Raw genomic sequence first — 17,073 nt, 5'->3', positions numbered from 1 at the left:
GGGAGGCCTCCGGTCAGGAGGTCACGCGGTCGACGAAGGCGTGCGCGTTGGCCAGGACGCGGGCGGTCCGTTCTCCCAGCGGGACGCTCTCGTCGGGCGCCGCGCCCAGCAGGGTCTGCTTCTTGCCGCGCACGTAGAGGGAGCAGGCCAGGTCGGCGCACAGGTACTGCCCGACCGAGTCGCCCTGGCGGCCCGCCTCGCCGGCGCGGCGCGCGGTCATCAGCGCGACGCCGCCGCCGATGTGGGAGGTCAGGCACAGCGAGCACAGGCTGGTCGAGGAGAAGCCGCGCGCCGTTCCGGGCGCGGACGCCCGGCGCAGCGCGATCCCGGTGGGCCGGCCGTCGCGTTCGACGACCAGGTAGGCGCGGTCGGGCGCCTTCGGATCTCGCCAGCCGAGGAAGTCCAGGTCGTCCCAGGGCAGGCCGGCGAAGTCGGCGGGGAGGGTCAGGCGCCTGGCGTCGCCCTTGGAGCAGTTGACGAAGGACGCGCGAAGCTCGCGTTCGGTGATGGGTCGCATGGGCGGCGACCCTAGATTTACCTAGTGGAGCTAGGCAACCGGTTTATCGGCCTAGGCGAAGTGGAGCGTAAGGGACAGTAAAATTCCCATCTGTCCCAATTCGTTACTTTTCTGTGCGCCAACCTCAATGAGACCATCGGTAGCGTCGCCGGGTTATGTCCGTTAAGCCGGACTGCTCCCTGAGTCAGGAGGTATCCGTGCGGCGTACCATCATCACCGCCGCCTGCGCCGTCGCCACCGCGACCACGGCGCTCGCGCTCCCCGGAGCCGCGGTCGCCAGTCCCGTGCAGGCCCAGGCCGAGGTCTCCGAATACGTCGTGCTCTACCGGAAGGGCGCCCAGCTCGGGAAGGCCCACGCCGCCGTGAAGGCGGCCGGGGGAACGATCATCCGTGAGAACCGCGCGGTCGGGGTCGCCACCGTCCGTTCGGCGAACCCGAAGTTCACCGTCGCCGCCATGCGCCAGAAGGTGCTGGAGGGCGTCGCCCACAACCGCGTCATCGGCCAGGCCCCGAAGACCTCCGCCAAGGCCCGCGGCCGCCACGTCGAGAAGGAGTCCGGCTCGCGCGGACCCGCCGCCAAGGCCGCCACCACCCCCCGCAAGGGCGAGGAACCCCTCGCCGACCTGCAGTGGGACATGAAGCAGATCAACGCGACCGCCAAGGGCTCCTACCGCACCGAGCCCGGTGACCGCCGCGTGCTGGTCGGCGTCATGGACACCGGTGTGGACGGAAACCACCCGGACATCAAGCCGAACTTCAACGGCAGGCTCAGCCGCAACTTCACCGTCGACGTCCCGACCGACGCCGACGGCAACGAGATGGACGGCCCCTGCGCCAACGAGCCCGACAAGTCCTGCAACGACCCCAACAACGTCGACGAGAACGGCCACGGCACGCACGTCGCCTCCACCATCGCCTCGCCGCGCAACGGTCTGGGCATGGCGGGCGTCGCCCCCAACACCTCGATCGTCAACCTGCGCGTCGGCCAGGACTCCGGCCTGTTCTTCCTCCAGCCGACCGTGGACGCGCTGACCTACGCCGCCAGGACCGGCGTCGACGTGGTCAACATGAGCTACTACATCGACCCGTGGCTCTGGAACTGCGCCAACAACCCGGCCGACTCCTGGACCGACAAGGTCGAGCAGCGCACCATCATCGCCGCCACCCAGCGCGCCCTGGACTACGCGCGCAACCGCGGCGTGACCCTGGTCGCGGCGGCGGGCAACGAGTACGTCGACTACACCAAGAACAACACCGACGCGACCAGCCCCGACTTCGCCTCGCGTCCCGGTGAGAAGCCCTACGAGCGCACCGTCACCCCCGCCTGCGAGTCCATGCCGTCCGAGGGCCGCGGCGTCGTCGCCGTCTCCTCCACCGGCATCACCAAGCGCAAGGCCGTGTACTCCAGCTTCGGCAACGGCTACATCGACGTCGCCGCGCCCGGCGGCGACAAGTACGACAACCCGGAGGGCAAGCCGGACGACAAGCTCGGCATCTGGGCCGCCTACCCCGAGGCGCTGGCCCGCGAGGCCGGTGAGCTGAACCCCGACGGCACCCCCAACACCACCCGCGTCATCCGCGACTGCAAGAACGGCGTCTGCGGCTACTACCAGTCGATCCAGGGCACCTCGATGGCGTCCCCGCACGCCGCCGGCGTCGCCGCCCTGATCGTCAGCCGGTACGGCAAGAAGGACCGCGCCCGCGGCGGCCTGGTCCTGACCCCGCGCGTCACCGAGGGCATCCTGCTGGGCACCGCCAACGAGCGCGCCTGCCCGAGCCCCCGGACCGTCGAGTACGTCTGGTACCGCAAGAACGCCCAGGGCGAGTGGGTGAGGAACACCTCCAAGCAGACCTGTGAGGGCGGCAAGGCCCGCAACGGGTTCTACGGCCACGGCATCGTGGACGCCCTCGGCGCGGTGAAGCGCTGACCCGCACCACCCCATGATCACGGCCCCCGGTTCTCCCCCGGGGGCCGTGCTCTTTTCCGGCGGCTCCCGCATCCTGTCACCGATCACGTCGTCCCCCGAGAGGAACCCGAGATCATGAACGCGCCGCCCCCCGCCCCGGACCCGGCGAGCCGTCCACCGGCGCGCCGTCCCGTACTGGTCGTCGCCGTGGCCGCGCTGGTCCTGGCCGTCCTGGTCGCCACGACCGCCGTGTTCGTCTGGAAGCGGCGGGACGCCCCCACCACCACGAAGTCGTCGTCGGAGGTGACGGTCTCGGTCTTCCTGTGCACCCGGACGGCGGCGAACCCGAAGTGCGGCAGGACCAACGCGACCGCCCAGCAGAAGGCGGAGGTGGAGACAGAGCTGAAGCGGATGCCGGGCGTCCGGAAGGTCGAGTACGAGAGCTTCGAGGAAGCCTACGAGCGCTTCAAGAAGGTCTTCGCGGACAGGCCCGACATGCTCAGGAGCGCCAGGCTGGGCGACATCCCGGACTCCTACCGCGTGCGGGTCGCCGGGGACCGGGAGGCCGCCGCCCTCCAGGGGAGCATGCGCGGCCGACCCGGAGTCGACCAGGTGACGATCCAGCCGCGCCCGGCCGCGGGGGCCCGGCGGGGCCCGTTCTCCGGGACGTGAGCAACCCGGGGGCCCCTCAGGGGTCTCTGGGACATGGAAGCAGCCGAGATGGTGAGGATCGAACGCGGGGCGGCGAGCGACGCAGCCGCCGACGCGGACTCGGCCGTCACCGATCTGTACCGGGGTCACGCGCTGGGACTGATGCGCCTGGCCCTGGTGATGGTCGGGGACCGGCCCACGGCCGAGGACGTCGTGCAGGAGGCGTTCGCCGGGCTCTACCGGCGGTGGGGCGGCCTGCGCGACCGCGACAAGGCGTTGACGTACCTGCGGTCGGCCGTGCTGAACGGGTCCCGCAAGGTGCTGCGCCGCCGCCGACTGCCGTTCCGCGTCCAGCACCAGCCGCCGGTCTGGTCGGCGGAGACCGCCGCCATGGTCGGCGAGGACCGGCGCGAGGTCATGGCGGCGTTGCACCGCCTGCCCGCCCGGCAGCGCGAGGCGCTGGTGCTGCGCTACTTCGCGAACCTGACCGAAGAGGAGATCGCCGCGGCCATGGGCATCAGCCGCGGCACCGTCAAGTCGACCGCCTCGCGCGGGATCGCCGCGCTGGGCCGGATGCTGGGGGAGGACGCCGGATGAACCGCACCGAGGAACGGCTCACCGACGCGCTGCGCGGCGCGGGAGAGGCCCTGGAACCGGGCGACGTCCCCGCGCCCGACTTCGCGCGACGCCGCCGCTTCGCGTGGCGGCCCGTCCTGGCCGTCGCGGGCGCCGCGCTGGCCGTCGTCGCCGCCGTGGGCACGGGAGTCGCGGTGACCGGCGACGACGACCGCGCCGACCGGAAGGTCACCCTCACGACCCCGGCGGACAAGGGTGTCTGGGCCGCGATCTTCCTGTGCACGAAGACCTCGCCGAACCGGCTCTGCTCCAAGGAGGACGCCACCCCCGCGCAGCGCGAGGAGCTGATAACGGCCCTGAGGGCCCTCCCGGCCGTGCGGCGGGTCGAGTACGAGGACCGGGACGCGGCCTACGAACGGTTCAAGGAACGCTTCCGCGACAGCCCCTCCTTCGCCGGCGCCATCAAGCCCGGCGACATCCCGGCGTCGTTCCGGGTCCGGCTCGAAAGCGCCGGTGACTACCCCGAGCTCCGGAGAATCCTGCTCGGCCGCCCCGGAGTCGACCAGATCATCCTGGAGAGTCCGCGCTTCCGCATCAAGCTCTGCGCGAAGGGCACCCCGGGCCCCCGCTGCGACGGGCAGAGCGCCACCCTGGCGCAGTTGCGCCGCCTGGAGCAGTGGCTGGAGGCGCTCCCCGGGAAGGTTGATCTCGCATACGAGATCAGGGGACGCAGGGAGCCGGCCAGCGGCCCGAACCGGGCCGACGCGGACACCATCGCCAGGGTCCTGCGGTCGAACGCGCCCGTCGTGCTCCACGTGACCCTGCACTCGGGCGACGCCGTCAGCGCGTTCCGGGCGGTCACCGTCCACCCCGGTGTGGACCAGGTGTCCGCCGGCTAGATGGTTGATTCCAGGGGGTGTGGTGTTCAGTGGTCGTAGGCGAGTAGCGATCGGTTGGCCGGTTGGCCGGTGTGGTCGTTGTGCCAGATGGCCGCGGTCAGCGCCAGGATCCGGGCCGCTACTCGCGCCAGCACTCCGGTCACGGTCCGGCCGCCGTGGCATTCCAGGTCCAGCTGGCCCTTGAGGGTCTGGTCGATCGATTCGATCACCTGCCGCAGCGGCTTGAACAACGCCGCGCCGGGCCGGGGCCGCTCGCCCTTGCGGGCCGGGCGCAGCAGGCGTACCTGTCGCTGGGTGAGTTCGGTTTCGAAGGCGCGGCCGTAGTAGTGCTTGTCGGCGATGAGGGTCTGTCCGGGGCGGGCGGCCACCAGGGCGGCGTCGGCCTCCAGCATCTCCAGCAGCGTGGTGCGCTCATCGGCCTTGGCCCCGGCCAGGGCGGCCATGACCGGCAGCCCGCCCAGCGTGCACACCAGGTGCAGCCGCAGCCCCCCAAAAGAACCGCGAATGCGAAGCGCAGTAGCCGTAGGCGGCCCAGCCCGCCAGCGCCGAACGGGTGGCGGTCTGGCGGGAGTGGCCGCATTCGATCGGGGTGGAGTCGACCAGCCACACGTCATCGCTCCACAAGGTGGTGTCGGCCGCCAGGACGCGACCCATGTGCATGATCAGTGCGGTGGTCTTGCGCAGGCGTTCGTTGTAGCCGGACCGGCCCGGCAGGTAGGGGAACATGTCGGCGAAGTCGCGGTGGGCGCGGCGCAGCCAGCGCCGCTCGGACGCACATCCCAACAGGGCCGCCAGCACCGCCAGGGTGATCAGCTCAGCGTCGCTGAGCTTGGGGGCGGGCCTTCGGCTCGTCGTCGATCTTGACGTAGGGTGCCGTGGTGAGGGTGTTCAGGTCCGGAGTCACAACCGATCATGGACACCCTCGCCTCTTTTTCGCAGCCGATCCCCTGGAATCAACCATCTAGGCGATCCCCGTGACGTACCGGCTGCAGCTGCTCGAAATGATCGAGCCGCCCTTGGCCGTGCACACCTTGAACCTGATCTTGGTGCCTTCCCGCATCTTCAGCGTCCACTGCTTGTTGCGGTAGTAGCCGGCGGTGACCGTCTTGTAGTACGGCCCGATGTTCTTCAGGTCATAGCGGTAGTAGACGACGGCGACGGAACGCCCGTCGGAGGACGTGTCCGAGAGGTAGAGGGCCTCGGTGCCCTTCTTCCTCTCGGAGAAGAACTTCCCCCGGCAGGCCGGCACGCGGGAGTCGCTCATGGAGTCCTTGGTCTTTCCGCAAGTGGTCATGACGTCCTGCGCCGCGAGGGAGACGCCCGGAGTGAGGGCGACGACGGTCGTGACGGCGCCGGCGGTGACAGCCAGGCGACTCAACATCTTCTGCATCCGATGATCATGAAGTATCCCGGGCCACGACGAAACCGGCGACTCCCCACAGGATCGCCCGAACGATTTTGTGATCTTCAGCCCAGCCCGAACGGGGCCCCGGCCCGGCGCGGCGTTGTTCAAGCCGCTGCGGCAGGTGATCGAATCGATCGACCAGACCCTCAAGGGCCAGCTGGACCTGGAATGCCACGGCGGCCGGACCGTGACCGGAGTGCTGGCGCGAGTAGCGGCCCGGATCCTGGCGCTGACCGCGGCCATCTGGCACAACGACCACACCGGCCAACCGGCCAACCGATCGCTACTCGCCTACGACCACTGAACACCACACCCCCTGGAATCAACCATCTAGCCGGACCGGCCTCCGCCGACCGGCGGCCGTCACGCTCACCGCTCCAGGGAACGATCTCGTGGAAGGCGCGGCGTGCCGGACGAGGCCGAGAACGCGTGGCGGGCGGCCACCCCGGCCCCGGTGGCCGCCGCGCCGCACGTCTTCGACCCCCGCACCGGCGTCCGGAGACCTTCGGGGCCGCTGCCTGGAGGACCCGGGTGTTCGTGCCGGGCCACGACGAGCGGGTCGTGGTACGACGAGGGCGGCGCGCGATCATGCGGAACGCTCCACGAACCTGCGCGCGGCCTTCGCGAACGAGTCGGGGTCCGCGCCCGCCAGATGCTCGACCAGCCCCTCGACCGTCGAGGAACTGACCAGCATGAACCCGGCGGCCCGCCACACGCCCCGGTCGCACACCCAGATCTCCCACTGCGGGAACAGGTCGCGCAGGACGACGAGGAGGACGTCCCGGGGCGTCACGCCGCGCCTCCGTTCAGGACGGCGTACACGGTCTTGCCGCCCGACGCGAGGTGCCGGACCCCCCACGCCTTCGTGAGCTCCGAGACGATCGCCAGCCCGCGCCCGGAGAACCGTTCCAGCGTGAGCGGCAGCGCCCGAGGCTCGGCGTCACTCCCGTCCCGAACCTCGACCACGGGCCCGTCCGCCGACAGGTAGAGACGGACCGAGATCACCCCACCCGGCGCACTCCCGTGCCGGTAGGCGTTGGTGACGAGCTCGTTGATCACCAGCAGCGCGACCCCCACCGCCTCGCACTCGTAGCCCTTCGCGTCAAGCCAGCCCCGCGCGAAATCCCGCGCCGTCTTGATCGATTCCGGAGCGGAAATGATCATCAGCGTCGACGGGTCGGTGAACGCGGCGGGCGGAGGCGCACTGATCATGGCGGCTGCCTTCGTTTCGTGACTCCCGGTCAATGTCGTGTGACGCGCTTACATGAAGGCACTCGCGGACGTAGCGTTTCCACGTGAGCCGCCCGGCACCCGCGCACCACCCACGAGCGGCTAACGCTTCTGACATTCCGCTGACAGGCCGCTAGCGAAGAGGCTGATCATGGCGAACCCCCCTCGAACGCCTGAGTCGATGAACTTCGGCCGCGAGGTCAGGAAGTGGCGTAAGCGCGCAAAGATCACCCAGGACGACCTCGCGGAACGGCTGAACGTCGTGCGCTCTTACATCTCCCAGGTGGAGACAGGGGCTACGCAGTGCCGCCAGGACTTCGCGGTGCGAATGGACGAGGCTCTCGGGGCAGAGGGCGAGATCTTGACGGCCTGGCGAGAGTTCATCGAACCGCTGCAGGAGGATCCCGTCTTTCCGCAGTACTTCGCGAGCTTCGAAAAGGCTGAACAGCGAGCATGCGAGATCAGGGCGTACGAAGCGTACTTCGTCAACGGCCTACTCCAGACGGAGGCGTACGCGTCGGCCCTACTGCGCGACGAAGAGGCCGTCGCTCTTCGCATGAAACGTCAAGGATGGCTGAAGCGGGAACCAGCCCCACTTCTCCATGTCGTTCTGGAGGAGAGCGTGCTTTATCGAGAGATCGGTACTCGCGAAGTAATGCGCGAACAACTTGAACATCTTGTCGCGGTGTCGCGCCAGGATGGCATCAACGTTCAGGTGGCTCCCTTCGCGGAATACAAGGGCGTACGGGGTTCGTTCATCGTCGCCACTCTTCCCGACCGCCGAGAGGTCCTGTATACCACCGACGCCGTAGGTGGGAACATGAGCTACGAGCCTGTACACCTTGCGCGCGTATCCAAGACGATGGCTACACTGCAAGCCGAATCCCTCAACGCGGCAGATACGAGGGACTTTATTCGGAAGGTGATTGAGCAGAGATGGACCTGAGTAACGTCACCTGGCGCAAAAGCAAGCGGAGCCATGCTGAGGGGGATGCCTGTGTTGAGCTGGCAGCCGTTCCTGGTGCTGTAGCCGTGCGCGACAGTAAAAACCCTGAGGGCGGAGTGGTGCTCATCGGCTGCGAGGCGGCTTCTGTGCTCTCGCGGGCCGTGAAGAGCCTGTAGAGGGGAGAGTGCCCCTCGTTCGAGGTACTTCCTGGACGTTCGGCTGTCTACCCAGGTGATAGCGCTCTGTGTGCTGATCAAGGAGCAGAGGTGGAGCGATGGGGTTGAGGATCACTGCTTGGCGGAAGGCGTCGCGGAGTACGGAGAACGGTGGGCATTGCATCGAGGTCGCCGGTCTCGGTGAGGGTGTCGGTATTCGCGACAGCAAGGATCCTGGCGGTCCCATGGTCCTCATCGGCCGTGAGGAAGCGCAGGCGCTGGCGGTGTTCGTCAAGAGTCTGTAGTCGGGGCGGTGGGGGTGCTCGGGCAGGATGGAGGGCATGTCCTATCGCGTCACGTTCGTTTGCACGGGCAACATCTGCCGCTCTCCCATGGCCGAGTGGGTGCTGCGTCACCACGTCGAGCAGGAGGGGCTGGACGTCGAGGTCGACAGCTCCGGAACGGACGGCTGGCACGCGGGGGACGAGGCCGACCCGCGCACGGTCGCGGCGCTGCGGCGGGCGGGCTACGAGTCGTCGCACACGGCCCGGCAGTTCCGGGGGGACTGGTTCGGGCAGTACGACCTGATCCTCGCGCTGGACCGGGGCCACCTGCGGGCGCTGCGTTCGCTGGCCCCGGACGCGGAGGCGCGCGACAAGGTCCGCCTGGTGCGGGAGTTCGACCCGGACGCCGGGGACGACCTGGACGTGCCGGACCCCTACTACGGCGAACGCGCCGACTTCGAGCACGTCCTGGAGCTGGTGGAGGCGGCCGTTCCGGGCCTGCTGGAGCACATCCGGGCGGGCCTGAAGGAGAAGTGACCGTGCGGGAGCTGCTGGGGGTCCGGGTCGAGCGCGTCACCGACCTGGGCTCCAGCCATTCCTGGACCCTGCACCGGGCGGCCCTCGCCGACGGCCGCGAGGTGTTCGTGAAGGCCGCCCACGGGCGGGGCGGGGTGTTCGCGGCCGAGGCCGCCGGGCTGCGCTGGCTGGCCGGGGCCGGACCGGACGCGCCCGTTCCCGAGGTGCTGGCCGCCGACGGGCACCGGCTCGTCCTGCCCTGGCTGCCCGCCGAGGCCCCCACCGCGCGGGCCGCCGAACGGTTCGGCCGCGACCTGGCCGCCCTGCACGCCGCCGCGCCGGACGCGTTCGGCGCGCCCTGGGACGGCTTCATCGCCGACCTGCCCCTCGACAACACCCCCGACCCGGGGCCGTGGCCGCGCTGGTACGCCGAACGCCGCCTGGCCCCGTTCCTGCGCCGCGCCGCCCGCGACCTCGGCGGGGACGGCGTCCGCCTCGTCGAGAAGGTCATCGAGGGGATCGACGCCCTCGCCGGGCCGCCGGAGCCGCCCGCCCGGATCCACGGTGACCTGTGGTCGGGCAACGTCCTGTGGACCGGCGGCCGCGCGATGCTGATCGACCCCGCCGCGCACGGCGGCCACCGCGAGACGGATCTGGCGATGCTGGCGCTGTTCGGCGCGCCCCACCTCCAGCGGATCGTCGCCGCCTACGACGAGGCCGCCCCGCTCGCCGACGGCTGGCGCGAGCGGATCCCGCTGCACCAGTTTCATCCGTTGCTGGTCCATGTCGCCCTGTTCGGCAGTGGTTACCGAGAGCAAGCGGTGGCCGCGTCCCGCGCCGCCCTGGCGTTGCCCCCCTGACCGGCGACGCTATGGAGATCCGCGGTAAGGGTCGCGCATTGGACCGCACCATTCGGGCAGAGGAAAAACTACTTTGGGTAACGGATACCGCCCGACCGGACGCGTTCAGGGAACATTCAGGGTTCGCTGACATCGTCGGATTCGGTAATCATGGCTGTTTGTCATGAGATAGAAGTGTTGGTGACGACCGGCAGCGACAAGGGCGAAAGCGGGCAGACGGAACCCCCATGGATGGAAAGCACACGGATTCGGCCTCTCCTTCGCGTGTCGTTCGGTACTGGCGCCGCGCCGTTCCCCTCGGGGTGGCGGCGGCGGTCGCGGCGGGCATCGGCGGCGGGGTGGACCTGGTGCACCGCTTCCAGGAGGACGACGACAAGCCCGCGAAGGCGTCGGCGAAGCAGGCGTCCGACCAGCAGGACACCTCCGGCCCCCGGTACGTCGTCGGCGTGCGCCGCACCGGCACGGCCCTGGTCGTGCGGGAGGTGAAGACCGGCAGGGACGTCGGGCCGCCGGTCGCCGCGCCGCAGGGGCAGCGGTTCCGGCACATCGCGGCCGGGGGCGAGGGCACCTACGTGGTGTCGGCCGTGACCGACCGGCGGAAGGTCGTGTTCAACCGGCTGCGGCTGGACTCCGACGGCACCCCCAAGGACCTGGCCGCGATCCCGAACGTCACCGTCGACGGCACCGCCACCGCCTGGTCGGACCTGGCCGTCGACCGGAACGGCGACCGGCTCGCCTCCGTCACCTACCGAGGGCAGACCGGCCGCGTCGACGTGGTGTCGCTGGCCACCGGCGAACGCCGGTCCTGGACCACCAGGCTCCCCGGCCGCATCACGAACCTGTCGTGGGCGGGCAGCACCCTGTCGTTCGTGTGGAACCCGGTCCGCACGGTCAACGGCCGCCCCACCGTCGTCAGCCACCAGCTCCGCCGTCTCGACACCGCCGGCCCGGCCGGCGACCTGCGGGTCAGCAAGGCCGTCATGAAGCTGCCCAAGGGCAGCGTCTCGGCGATCCTCAGCCACGACGGCCGCACCGTCGTGGTCGGCGTCGGCCAGGGCTCGGAGCTGACGCTCCAGACCTACTCGTCCGCCACCGGGCAGCCCGCCCAGGTGCTGTGGAAGCGGCAGCAGGACGCCACCCCCGCCCGGATCTCCCCGGACGCCACCGGCCATCACCTGCTGGCCGTGGGCGACGACGGCCGCCTGTACGCGCGCGGCGGGGCCGTCCCGGCCCAGGACTTCTCCGACGCCGCTTGGTGACCACGGGCTGGTGATCACAATTCGGTGATCTTGACCACACCGGTGGACGCTCCCGCCGCGTAGGGTGGGAGGCGCGGAACCGGGGCGGAACGGAGCGAGACCATGGGCATGGTGATGGCCGTCAGCTTCACCCGCTACGGACGGCTGTACTACCTGGATCCCGGCTCGCACACGTTCCGGGTGGGCGACAGGGTCCTGGTGCCGACCGACGCGGGGCCCGAGGTCGCCGAGTGCGTGTGGGCGCCGCAGTGGGTGAGCGAGGACATCGGCGGCCTGCCGGTGTGCGCGGGTCCGGCGACCGAGGAGCACCTGGCGCGCGACGAGGCCAACCGCCGCCGCCGCGCCGAGGGCCGGTCCATCGCCAAGCGCCTGATCCGCAAGCACGGATTGCCGATGAAGGTGATCGGCGTGGACTTCCTGGACGCCGACAACGTCTTCAAGGTCTACTTCTCGGCCCCGCACCGCGTCGACTTCCGCGCGCTGGTCCGCGACCTGGCCCGCTCCATCAAGGCCCGCGTCGAGCTGCGCCAGGTCGGGCCCCGCGACGAGGCCCGCCTCCAGGGCGGCATCGGGCCGTGCGGCCGGGACCTGTGCTGCGCGACGTTCCTGAAGGACTTCGAGCCGGTCTCGGTCCGCATGGCCAAGGACCAGGACCTGCCGGTGAACCCGCTGCGCATCGCCGGGGCCTGCGGCCGCCTGATGTGCTGCCTGAAGTACGAGCACCCCCTGTACGTGCAGGCCCACCAGGAGATGCCGAGGCTCGGCGAACGCGTCGAGACCCCCGAGGGGCCCGGCCAGGTCGTCGCCCGCAACGTCCCCTCCGACACCGTCACCGTCCGGCTCAACGGCGGTGGCCGCTGCTCCTGCCCGTCGGCGTCGGTGTGCTCGCCGCGCAAGCAGCACGACGCGATGTACGGCGACGAACGCCCCTGACGCCGCCGGCCGCCCACCGGCGCCCGTGCTCGGCGCGGGTCAGGGGATGACGTCGGCGACGATCGTGACGCCGGCCTTCCGGCAGGAGGACACGCGGCCGGAGCTGGTCGCGGCGGCGGCGGTGTTGCTGACGCAGGTCCAGCCCTCGACGGTGGCGAGGCCGCCCGAGCCCTGCTTGGGCGTGTCCCTGCGGTAGTACGTCCGGAAGACCCGGAGGGCGGTCGCGCACTCGGCCCGCCCCTTGTAGACCGCCACCGCGAGGATGTCGCCGTTCGGCGGCTGGACCTCCCCGCAGCCGGTGCGCGGCCCGGAGAGCACCGGTTTACGGGAGGGCTTCGCCGGGCGGGTGCGGGGCTTGGTCGGGGTGGCCGACGGCTTGCCCGCAGTCGGGGACCCCGTGGTGGGCGTGGCCGTGGCGGGTTCGGTCGTGGCGGGCGTGCTCGCGGCGGCGGGTGGCGACGGGGGAGGCGGCGCGGTCTTCTCGTCGCAGGCTCCCACGGCGAGGAGCAGGGCGGGAACGGCGAGCGCCAGGGAGCGCGTGCGCACGGTCGTGCCTCCGGGGGGTCGGCTTCAAGATCGCCATAGTTTCGCACGCGCCGCGGCGCCATCCCACGCGGGGGTGGCGCGGGTTTCCGCCGGTAGGCGGCGCCTCGCCGGTCCCCGGCCCCGGGCCGTCCCGCCCCGGGGAGGGCGAGCGGACCCGGGGCGCTCGGCCGCCCGCGACGTCCCCGGCCTCCTCAGGCCGCGACCGGCCGCCGTCCGGCCAGCGGCGCGCGCGGCGGGACCGGGACGCGCTTCGGCCCGGGGAACGCGTAGCGGGCGATCTTCTTCCAGGTGGAGCCGATCTGCCTGCCGAACGGGCCCGTGTGGTACGGCAGCCGGTACTTCTCGCACAACTCCCGGATGCGCGGGGCGATCTCCGCGTAGCGGTTGCTGGGCAGGTCCGGGAATAGGTGGTGCTCGATCTGGTGGCTGAGGTTCCCCGTCATCAGGTGGAACAGCGAGCCGCCGCTGATGTTCGCCGAGCCGAGGAGCTGGCGGACGTACCACTCGCCCCTGGTCTCGCCGTCGAGCTGCTCCTCGCCGACCTCGAACACCTCCACGTCGCCGGGGAAGTGTCCGCAGAAGATGACCGAGTGCGCCCAGACGTTGCGGATGATGTTGGCGGTGAAGTCGGCGCCCAGCGTCGTCAGGAACTGCGGGCCGCTGAGCAGCGGGAACGCCAGGTAGTCCTTGCCCCACTGGCGGCGGATCTTCTTGCCGATCGCGCGCAGCTTCTCCTTGGTGACCTCCGGGTCGGCCTTCCCGGTGCGGACCTTGTCCAGCTCCAGGTCGTGGACCGCGACGCCGTACTCGAAGAACATCGCCAGCAGCGCGTTGTAGAGCGGCTGCGCCAGGTAGACGGGGTGCCAGGGCTGCTCGGGCGTGACGCGCAGGATGCCGTAGCCGACGTCGTTGTCCTTGCCGATCACGTTGGTGAACGTGTGGTGCACGAAGTTGTGCGAGTGCTTCCACTGCTCGGCGGGGGAGACGTTGTCCCACTCCCAGGTCGTGGAGTGGATCTTCGGGTCGCGCATCCAGTCCCACTGGCCGTGCATGACGTTGTGCCCGATCTCCATGTTCTCCAGGATCTTGGCCACCGACAGGGTGGCCGTCCCGGCGATCCAGGCGGGCGGCAGCGACGACGCCATCAGCAGGGCGCGGCCGGTGACCTCCAGCGCGCGCTGCCACCGGATCACCTTGTGGATGTAGGCGGCGTCGCGCTCGCCCAGATCGGCGGTGATCTCGTCGCGGATGGCGTCGAGCTCGCGGGCGATGGCCTCGTAGTCGGCGGGGGTCAGGTGGGCGACGGTCGGGTGCGGTTCGGTGGTCATGACGGCTCCTCTCACAGGTCGATCTCGACGGGTCCGGCGGCGGCGGAGACGCAGGTCTGGACCAGCTGGCCCTCCTCGCCGTGCACCTCGCCGGTGCGCAGGTCGCGGACCCGGCCGGAACGCAGGCGGCCGACGCACGAGTAGCAGATGCCCATCCGGCACCCGCTGGGCAGCAGCGCGCCCGCCTCCTCTCCGGCCTGCAACAACGGGGTCGAGCCACCGGCCTCGACGGCGATCTCGCTCCGGGTGAAGCACACCCGGCCGCCCTCGCCGCCGGCGCCCTTCAGGACGGTCCGGAACCGCTCCACGCGGAGGCGGCCGGCGATCCCGGCGGCCGCCCAGTGCGCCTCGGCGTCGTCGAGCATGTCGGCCGGGCCGCACGCCCAGGCGTCGCGTTCGGACCAGTCGGGGCACAGGTCGGCCAGGTCGGCGGGCTTGATCCGGCCGTGCGCGGCGGTGTGCCGCTCCACCAGCGTCAGCGCCGGCAGGCGGGCGGCCAGGGCGCGCAGCTCCGTCCCGAAGATCACCTCGTCGGGGGTGCGGGCCGAGTGGACCAGCACGGTGTCGGGCACCGCGCCCCGGTCCGCCAGGTCGCGCAGCATCGCCATGACCGGGGTGATCCCGCTGCCCGCCGTCAGGAACAGCAGCCGCTCCGGAACGGGGTCGGGGAGCGTGAAGTCCCCCTCGGGGTCGGCCAGCCGGATGATCGTCCCCGGCCGGACCCGGCGCACCAGGTGGCGGGAGACGCGGCCGGACTCGTTGACCTTCACGGTGATCGTCAGCCGGCCGTCGGGGCGCGGCGGCGACGACAGCGAGAACGTGCGCCAGTACCGCACGCCATCGACGTCCACGCCGATCCGTACCCACTGCCCGGGCCGGTGACCGGGCCAGGCGTGGCCGGGCCGGATCGTCAGGGTCGCCGCGCCGGGGGCCTCGCGCCGGACGGCCTCGATCCGTCCGCGCCGCTCGGTGTCCGACCACAGCGGGTTGAGCAGCGAGAGGTAGTCCTCGGGCAGCAGGGGAGTGGTGAGCCTGCGGGCGGCGGCGACGAGCCGTTCGCCGAGCGGGCGGGCGTGCGGAGCGGTCAAGGCGGGCCTCCCCGGGCGCTTCCAACTTACGGTGGCGTAACCTACGCTTACGTAGCCGTAGCCATGAGGGCAAGAGCCCGCCCGCAAAAGCGACAGGCATCACACCATCGCACTATGTGCCATCAAACGGTGTAATGCCTGCTGCCAAAAGCGTCGTGTGAAGTTGTGAGCGAAGGCGCAAACCCGTCAGAACGCGGTCCTGGGCCTCTCCTGGAGGACCCCGTCGACGTACACGTCCACCTTCTCGTCGTAGAACGCCACCAGACCGTCGACGCCCCGGCTCTCCGGCAACGGCGTGGGGTATGACCAGGCCAGATCCTCGTGGAGCCGGTCCCCGGCGCGCACCGACCAGTACCGCGCCGTGCCCTTGTAGGGGCAGTGGGTCACCGTCCCGCTCGGCTCCAGCAGATCCATCCGGACATGGGCCTTCGGCAGGTAGTACCGGGTCGGCAGGCCGGTCTCGAACAGCAGCCGGGGCGCGTTCGACTCGGCGACGACGACCCCGTCCACCTCCACCCGCACGTGCCGCGAGCTCGGCAGCACGTCCACCCGCGTGTACGGGCTGCGGGGATGCACGAAGACCTCCTCGTCCTCCTCGAACCAGGCGTCCATCGCGTCCCACTCCAGCCGCACCAGCCCGCGCAGCTCCTCGACCGGGGACTCCTCGTAACGCAACGCCGCCCCGGACGCCTCCACGCCGTCCACCCGCACGGTGTAGAGGGTCGAGCCGCCCTTGCTGGGCGACCGCCGCCCGGCGCCCTCCTTGACGAGTTCGGCCCGGACGTCGTCGACCGGAACGTAGTAGGTCGGGTAGTAGGGCGATTCCCAGACCAGGGAGGGGCGGACGGTGTCGGCCACCAGATGCCCGCCCAGATAGGCGCGGACGCGCTTGGCGCTCGGCTCGATCCGGACCCGCGTCCGCCGCGTCGTGTCCTGTGGGGTGCTCATATCCGGGCAACGGCCCCCGGCGGGCCGGTATTTCGCCGCCGGGGACCGTATCCGGTCAGCGCCCGTCGATCAGCCGCATCGCCAGGTCGGGGCTGAACTGCCCGGCGGGCGTGTTCGGGGCGACGCCGCACTTGCCGTCGGAGTCGCCCGGCACCTTCACCCACAGCAGCATCTCCGCGCCGCCGCCCATCTGGGAGACGGTGCCGAGCTTGGCCCCGGCGGGGTTGCACCAGTCACCGGGCCGGCCGCCCTTGCCGTTACGGCTGGTGTCCACCACGAACGTGCGGGTGTAGCCGTACTTGGCCGACAGCGCGGCGTTGACCTCCTTGGCGTACTTCACGGTGTCGGCGGTGGTGAAGTAGTTGGAGACGTTCAGGGCGAACCCGCGAACGTTCTTGAGCCCCGCCGAGTGCATCAACGCTGCGATGTCGGCGGGCTTGTGCCACCTGGCGTTCCCGCCGTCCAGGTAGACCTTGGCCTTGGGCGCCTTGGCCTTGAGCTGGTTGACCGCGTGCTTGAGCAGGTCCCTGCGGGACTTGCGGGCGGCCTCGGTGGGCAGGCAGCCGATCTGGGCCACGGCGTCCGGCTCCAGCACGACGACGGCGGGCCGCGTTCCGATCCCGGCCGCGAACGCCTCGATCCACGCCCGGTACTTGGCCGGGCTGCCCGCCCCGCCGCTCGAATGGCCGCTGCAGTCGCGGTCGGTGATGTTGTAGGGCACCAGGATCGGCGTCTTGCCCGCCCGCTGCGCCGCCGCCACGTAACCGTCGGCGGCCTTGCGGACGTCACCGCTCCACCCGCCGAACCAGCGGCCCATCGGACGCTGCGCGACGGCCTGCTTGATCTTCGCTGCGCGCGGGTCGTTCGGATGGGCGCGCACCCAGTTGGCGGGGTTGGAGCCGGGGTCCACGTAGAACGGGCTGGCGACCGCCTGGCTGGCGGCGCTCACCTGGACGTCCTGCTGCGCGCAGCCGGCCAGCGCCACCACCGGGAGCAGGACGAGAAGCTTCCTCGCGAGCACGGGT

At 70.8% G+C, this 17,073-nt stretch carries 20 protein-coding genes and 2 pseudogenes; 12 read left to right on the top strand and 10 right to left on the bottom strand.

Going from position 1 to position 17,073, the window contains the following annotated elements; translation table 11 throughout:
* Positions 1 to 13: 13 nt before the first annotated feature.
* Positions 14 to 517 (bottom strand): FBP domain-containing protein, encoded by a 504-nt coding sequence (locus HNR61_RS28815; RefSeq protein WP_182846306.1) that lies wholly within the window; start codon positions 515 to 517, stop codon positions 14 to 16.
* A 197-nt stretch (positions 518 to 714) separates the two neighbouring features.
* On the opposite strand from HNR61_RS28815, the gene HNR61_RS28810 reads away from it, so the two are divergent.
* From HNR61_RS28810 to HNR61_RS28795, 4 genes are all read left to right on the top strand, one after another.
* On the top strand, positions 715 to 2,445 hold the full coding sequence (locus tag HNR61_RS28810) for a S8 family peptidase (protein ID WP_182846305.1): 1,731 nt from the start codon (positions 715 to 717) through the stop codon (positions 2,443 to 2,445).
* Positions 2,446 to 2,559: 114 nt separating this feature from the next.
* Positions 2,560 to 3,096, top strand: coding sequence for a permease-like cell division protein FtsX (locus HNR61_RS28805; RefSeq protein ID WP_182846304.1), 537 nt, complete (start codon positions 2,560 to 2,562; stop codon positions 3,094 to 3,096).
* Between the two features lie 33 nt (positions 3,097 to 3,129).
* A complete protein-coding gene (locus tag HNR61_RS28800; RefSeq protein ID WP_246443885.1) occupies positions 3,130 to 3,672 on the top strand; it encodes a SigE family RNA polymerase sigma factor in 543 nt (180 codons plus the stop codon).
* Complete coding sequence (locus HNR61_RS28795) at positions 3,669 to 4,550, top strand: permease-like cell division protein FtsX (protein ID WP_182846303.1); 882 nt, start codon at positions 3,669 to 3,671, stop codon at positions 4,548 to 4,550. Before HNR61_RS28800 ends, HNR61_RS28795 begins: the two co-directional genes overlap by 4 nt.
* Before the next feature lie 26 nt (positions 4,551 to 4,576).
* On the opposite strand, the pseudogene HNR61_RS28790 reads toward HNR61_RS28795, so the two are convergent.
* Positions 4,577 to 5,454 (bottom strand): annotated as a pseudogene (locus HNR61_RS28790) (IS982 family transposase).
* 57 nt (positions 5,455 to 5,511) lie between these two features.
* Complete coding sequence (locus HNR61_RS28785; protein WP_182846302.1) at positions 5,512 to 5,940, bottom strand: hypothetical protein; 429 nt, start codon at positions 5,938 to 5,940, stop codon at positions 5,512 to 5,514.
* Between the two features lie 79 nt (positions 5,941 to 6,019).
* Between HNR61_RS28785 and HNR61_RS28780 the strand changes: the two are divergent.
* Positions 6,020 to 6,259: pseudogene (locus HNR61_RS28780) on the top strand (IS982 family transposase); the annotation flags it as partial.
* A gap of 282 nt (positions 6,260 to 6,541) precedes the next feature.
* Here the strand turns inward: HNR61_RS28780 and HNR61_RS28775 are convergent.
* Complete coding sequence (locus HNR61_RS28775; protein WP_182846301.1) at positions 6,542 to 6,748, bottom strand: hypothetical protein; 207 nt, start codon at positions 6,746 to 6,748, stop codon at positions 6,542 to 6,544.
* Positions 6,745 to 7,167 (bottom strand): ATP-binding protein, encoded by a 423-nt coding sequence (locus HNR61_RS28770; protein WP_182846300.1) that lies wholly within the window; start codon positions 7,165 to 7,167, stop codon positions 6,745 to 6,747. Before HNR61_RS28770 ends, HNR61_RS28775 begins: the two co-directional genes overlap by 4 nt.
* Before the next feature lie 169 nt (positions 7,168 to 7,336).
* On the opposite strand from HNR61_RS28770, the gene HNR61_RS28765 reads away from it, so the two are divergent.
* The 7 genes from HNR61_RS28765 to HNR61_RS28735 all read left to right on the top strand — a co-directional run bounded on the left by HNR61_RS28765 (position 7,337) and on the right by HNR61_RS28735 (position 12,138).
* Positions 7,337 to 8,131, top strand: coding sequence for a helix-turn-helix domain-containing protein (locus HNR61_RS28765; RefSeq protein ID WP_182846299.1), 795 nt, complete (start codon positions 7,337 to 7,339; stop codon positions 8,129 to 8,131).
* On the top strand, positions 8,122 to 8,307 hold the full coding sequence (locus HNR61_RS28760; protein WP_182846298.1) for a DUF397 domain-containing protein: 186 nt from the start codon (positions 8,122 to 8,124) through the stop codon (positions 8,305 to 8,307). Before HNR61_RS28765 ends, HNR61_RS28760 begins: the two co-directional genes overlap by 10 nt.
* Before the next feature lie 98 nt (positions 8,308 to 8,405).
* Positions 8,406 to 8,591: a DUF397 domain-containing protein gene (locus HNR61_RS28755; protein WP_182846297.1), complete on the top strand. Its 186-nt coding sequence runs from the start codon at positions 8,406 to 8,408 to the stop codon at positions 8,589 to 8,591.
* A gap of 36 nt (positions 8,592 to 8,627) precedes the next feature.
* On the top strand, positions 8,628 to 9,107 hold the full coding sequence (locus HNR61_RS28750; protein ID WP_182846296.1) for a low molecular weight protein-tyrosine-phosphatase: 480 nt from the start codon (positions 8,628 to 8,630) through the stop codon (positions 9,105 to 9,107).
* Complete coding sequence (locus HNR61_RS28745; protein ID WP_312898142.1) at positions 9,104 to 9,946, top strand: fructosamine kinase family protein; 843 nt, start codon at positions 9,104 to 9,106, stop codon at positions 9,944 to 9,946. Before HNR61_RS28750 ends, HNR61_RS28745 begins: the two co-directional genes overlap by 4 nt.
* 227 nt (positions 9,947 to 10,173) lie before the next feature.
* Positions 10,174 to 11,205, top strand: coding sequence for a hypothetical protein (locus HNR61_RS28740; protein WP_182846295.1), 1,032 nt, complete (start codon positions 10,174 to 10,176; stop codon positions 11,203 to 11,205).
* Between the two features lie 102 nt (positions 11,206 to 11,307).
* Positions 11,308 to 12,138, top strand: coding sequence for a PSP1 domain-containing protein (locus HNR61_RS28735; protein WP_220509902.1), 831 nt, complete (start codon positions 11,308 to 11,310; stop codon positions 12,136 to 12,138).
* Between the two features lie 39 nt (positions 12,139 to 12,177).
* On the opposite strand, the gene HNR61_RS28730 is transcribed toward HNR61_RS28735, so the two are convergent.
* The 5 genes from HNR61_RS28730 to HNR61_RS28710 all read right to left on the bottom strand — a co-directional run bounded on the left by HNR61_RS28730 (position 12,178) and on the right by HNR61_RS28710 (position 17,069).
* Entirely contained in the window at positions 12,178 to 12,684 is a 507-nt protein-coding gene (locus HNR61_RS28730) for a hypothetical protein (RefSeq protein WP_182846294.1), read from the bottom strand.
* A gap of 191 nt (positions 12,685 to 12,875) precedes the next feature.
* Entirely contained in the window at positions 12,876 to 14,012 is a 1,137-nt protein-coding gene (locus tag HNR61_RS28725) for a fatty acid desaturase family protein (protein WP_182846293.1), read from the bottom strand.
* Positions 14,013 to 14,023: 11 nt separating this feature from the next.
* Positions 14,024 to 15,100 carry a ferredoxin reductase gene (locus HNR61_RS28720; RefSeq protein ID WP_182846292.1) on the bottom strand — a complete coding sequence of 359 codons (1,077 nt, stop codon included), beginning with the start codon at positions 15,098 to 15,100 and terminating at the stop codon, positions 14,024 to 14,026.
* Positions 15,101 to 15,286: 186 nt separating this feature from the next.
* Positions 15,287 to 16,048, bottom strand: coding sequence for a DUF427 domain-containing protein (locus HNR61_RS28715; RefSeq protein ID WP_182846291.1), 762 nt, complete (start codon positions 16,046 to 16,048; stop codon positions 15,287 to 15,289).
* Positions 16,049 to 16,103: 55 nt separating this feature from the next.
* Positions 16,104 to 17,069: a glycoside hydrolase family 6 protein gene (locus HNR61_RS28710; protein ID WP_312898141.1), complete on the bottom strand. Its 966-nt coding sequence runs from the start codon at positions 17,067 to 17,069 to the stop codon at positions 16,104 to 16,106.
* Positions 17,070 to 17,073 lie beyond the last annotated feature (4 nt).

It is taken from the genome of Actinomadura kijaniata (assembly GCF_014138665.1).
GTDB classification, from domain to species: Bacteria; Actinomycetota; Actinomycetes; order Streptosporangiales; family Streptosporangiaceae; genus Spirillospora; species Spirillospora kijaniata.
Note: the sequence above shows the minus strand (reverse complement) of the source record. Positions and strands in the feature narration are given on the sequence as shown.

Excerpts from the sequence above, each read along its gene's own strand:
- HNR61_RS28815 (WP_182846306.1), bottom strand. The coding sequence starts at position 517 with ATGCGACCCATCACCGAACGCGAGCTTCGCGCGTCCTTCGTCAACTGC.
- HNR61_RS28805 (WP_182846304.1), top strand. The coding sequence starts at position 2,560 with ATGAACGCGCCGCCCCCCGCCCCGGACCCGGCGAGCCGTCCACCGGCG.
- HNR61_RS28800 (WP_246443885.1), top strand. The coding sequence starts at position 3,130 with ATGGAAGCAGCCGAGATGGTGAGGATCGAACGCGGGGCGGCGAGCGAC.
- HNR61_RS28795 (WP_182846303.1), top strand. The coding sequence starts at position 3,669 with ATGAACCGCACCGAGGAACGGCTCACCGACGCGCTGCGCGGCGCGGGA.
- HNR61_RS28785 (WP_182846302.1), bottom strand. The coding sequence starts at position 5,940 with ATGCAGAAGATGTTGAGTCGCCTGGCTGTCACCGCCGGCGCCGTCACG.
- HNR61_RS28770 (WP_182846300.1), bottom strand. The coding sequence starts at position 7,167 with ATGATCAGTGCGCCTCCGCCCGCCGCGTTCACCGACCCGTCGACGCTG.
- HNR61_RS28765 (WP_182846299.1), top strand. The coding sequence starts at position 7,337 with ATGGCGAACCCCCCTCGAACGCCTGAGTCGATGAACTTCGGCCGCGAG.
- HNR61_RS28760 (WP_182846298.1), top strand. The coding sequence starts at position 8,122 with ATGGACCTGAGTAACGTCACCTGGCGCAAAAGCAAGCGGAGCCATGCT.
- HNR61_RS28755 (WP_182846297.1), top strand. The coding sequence starts at position 8,406 with ATGGGGTTGAGGATCACTGCTTGGCGGAAGGCGTCGCGGAGTACGGAG.
- HNR61_RS28750 (WP_182846296.1), top strand. The coding sequence starts at position 8,628 with ATGTCCTATCGCGTCACGTTCGTTTGCACGGGCAACATCTGCCGCTCT.
- HNR61_RS28740 (WP_182846295.1), top strand. The coding sequence starts at position 10,174 with ATGGATGGAAAGCACACGGATTCGGCCTCTCCTTCGCGTGTCGTTCGG.
- HNR61_RS28735 (WP_220509902.1), top strand. The coding sequence starts at position 11,308 with ATGGGCATGGTGATGGCCGTCAGCTTCACCCGCTACGGACGGCTGTAC.
- HNR61_RS28725 (WP_182846293.1), bottom strand. The coding sequence starts at position 14,012 with ATGACCACCGAACCGCACCCGACCGTCGCCCACCTGACCCCCGCCGAC.
- HNR61_RS28715 (WP_182846291.1), bottom strand. The coding sequence starts at position 16,048 with ATGAGCACCCCACAGGACACGACGCGGCGGACGCGGGTCCGGATCGAG.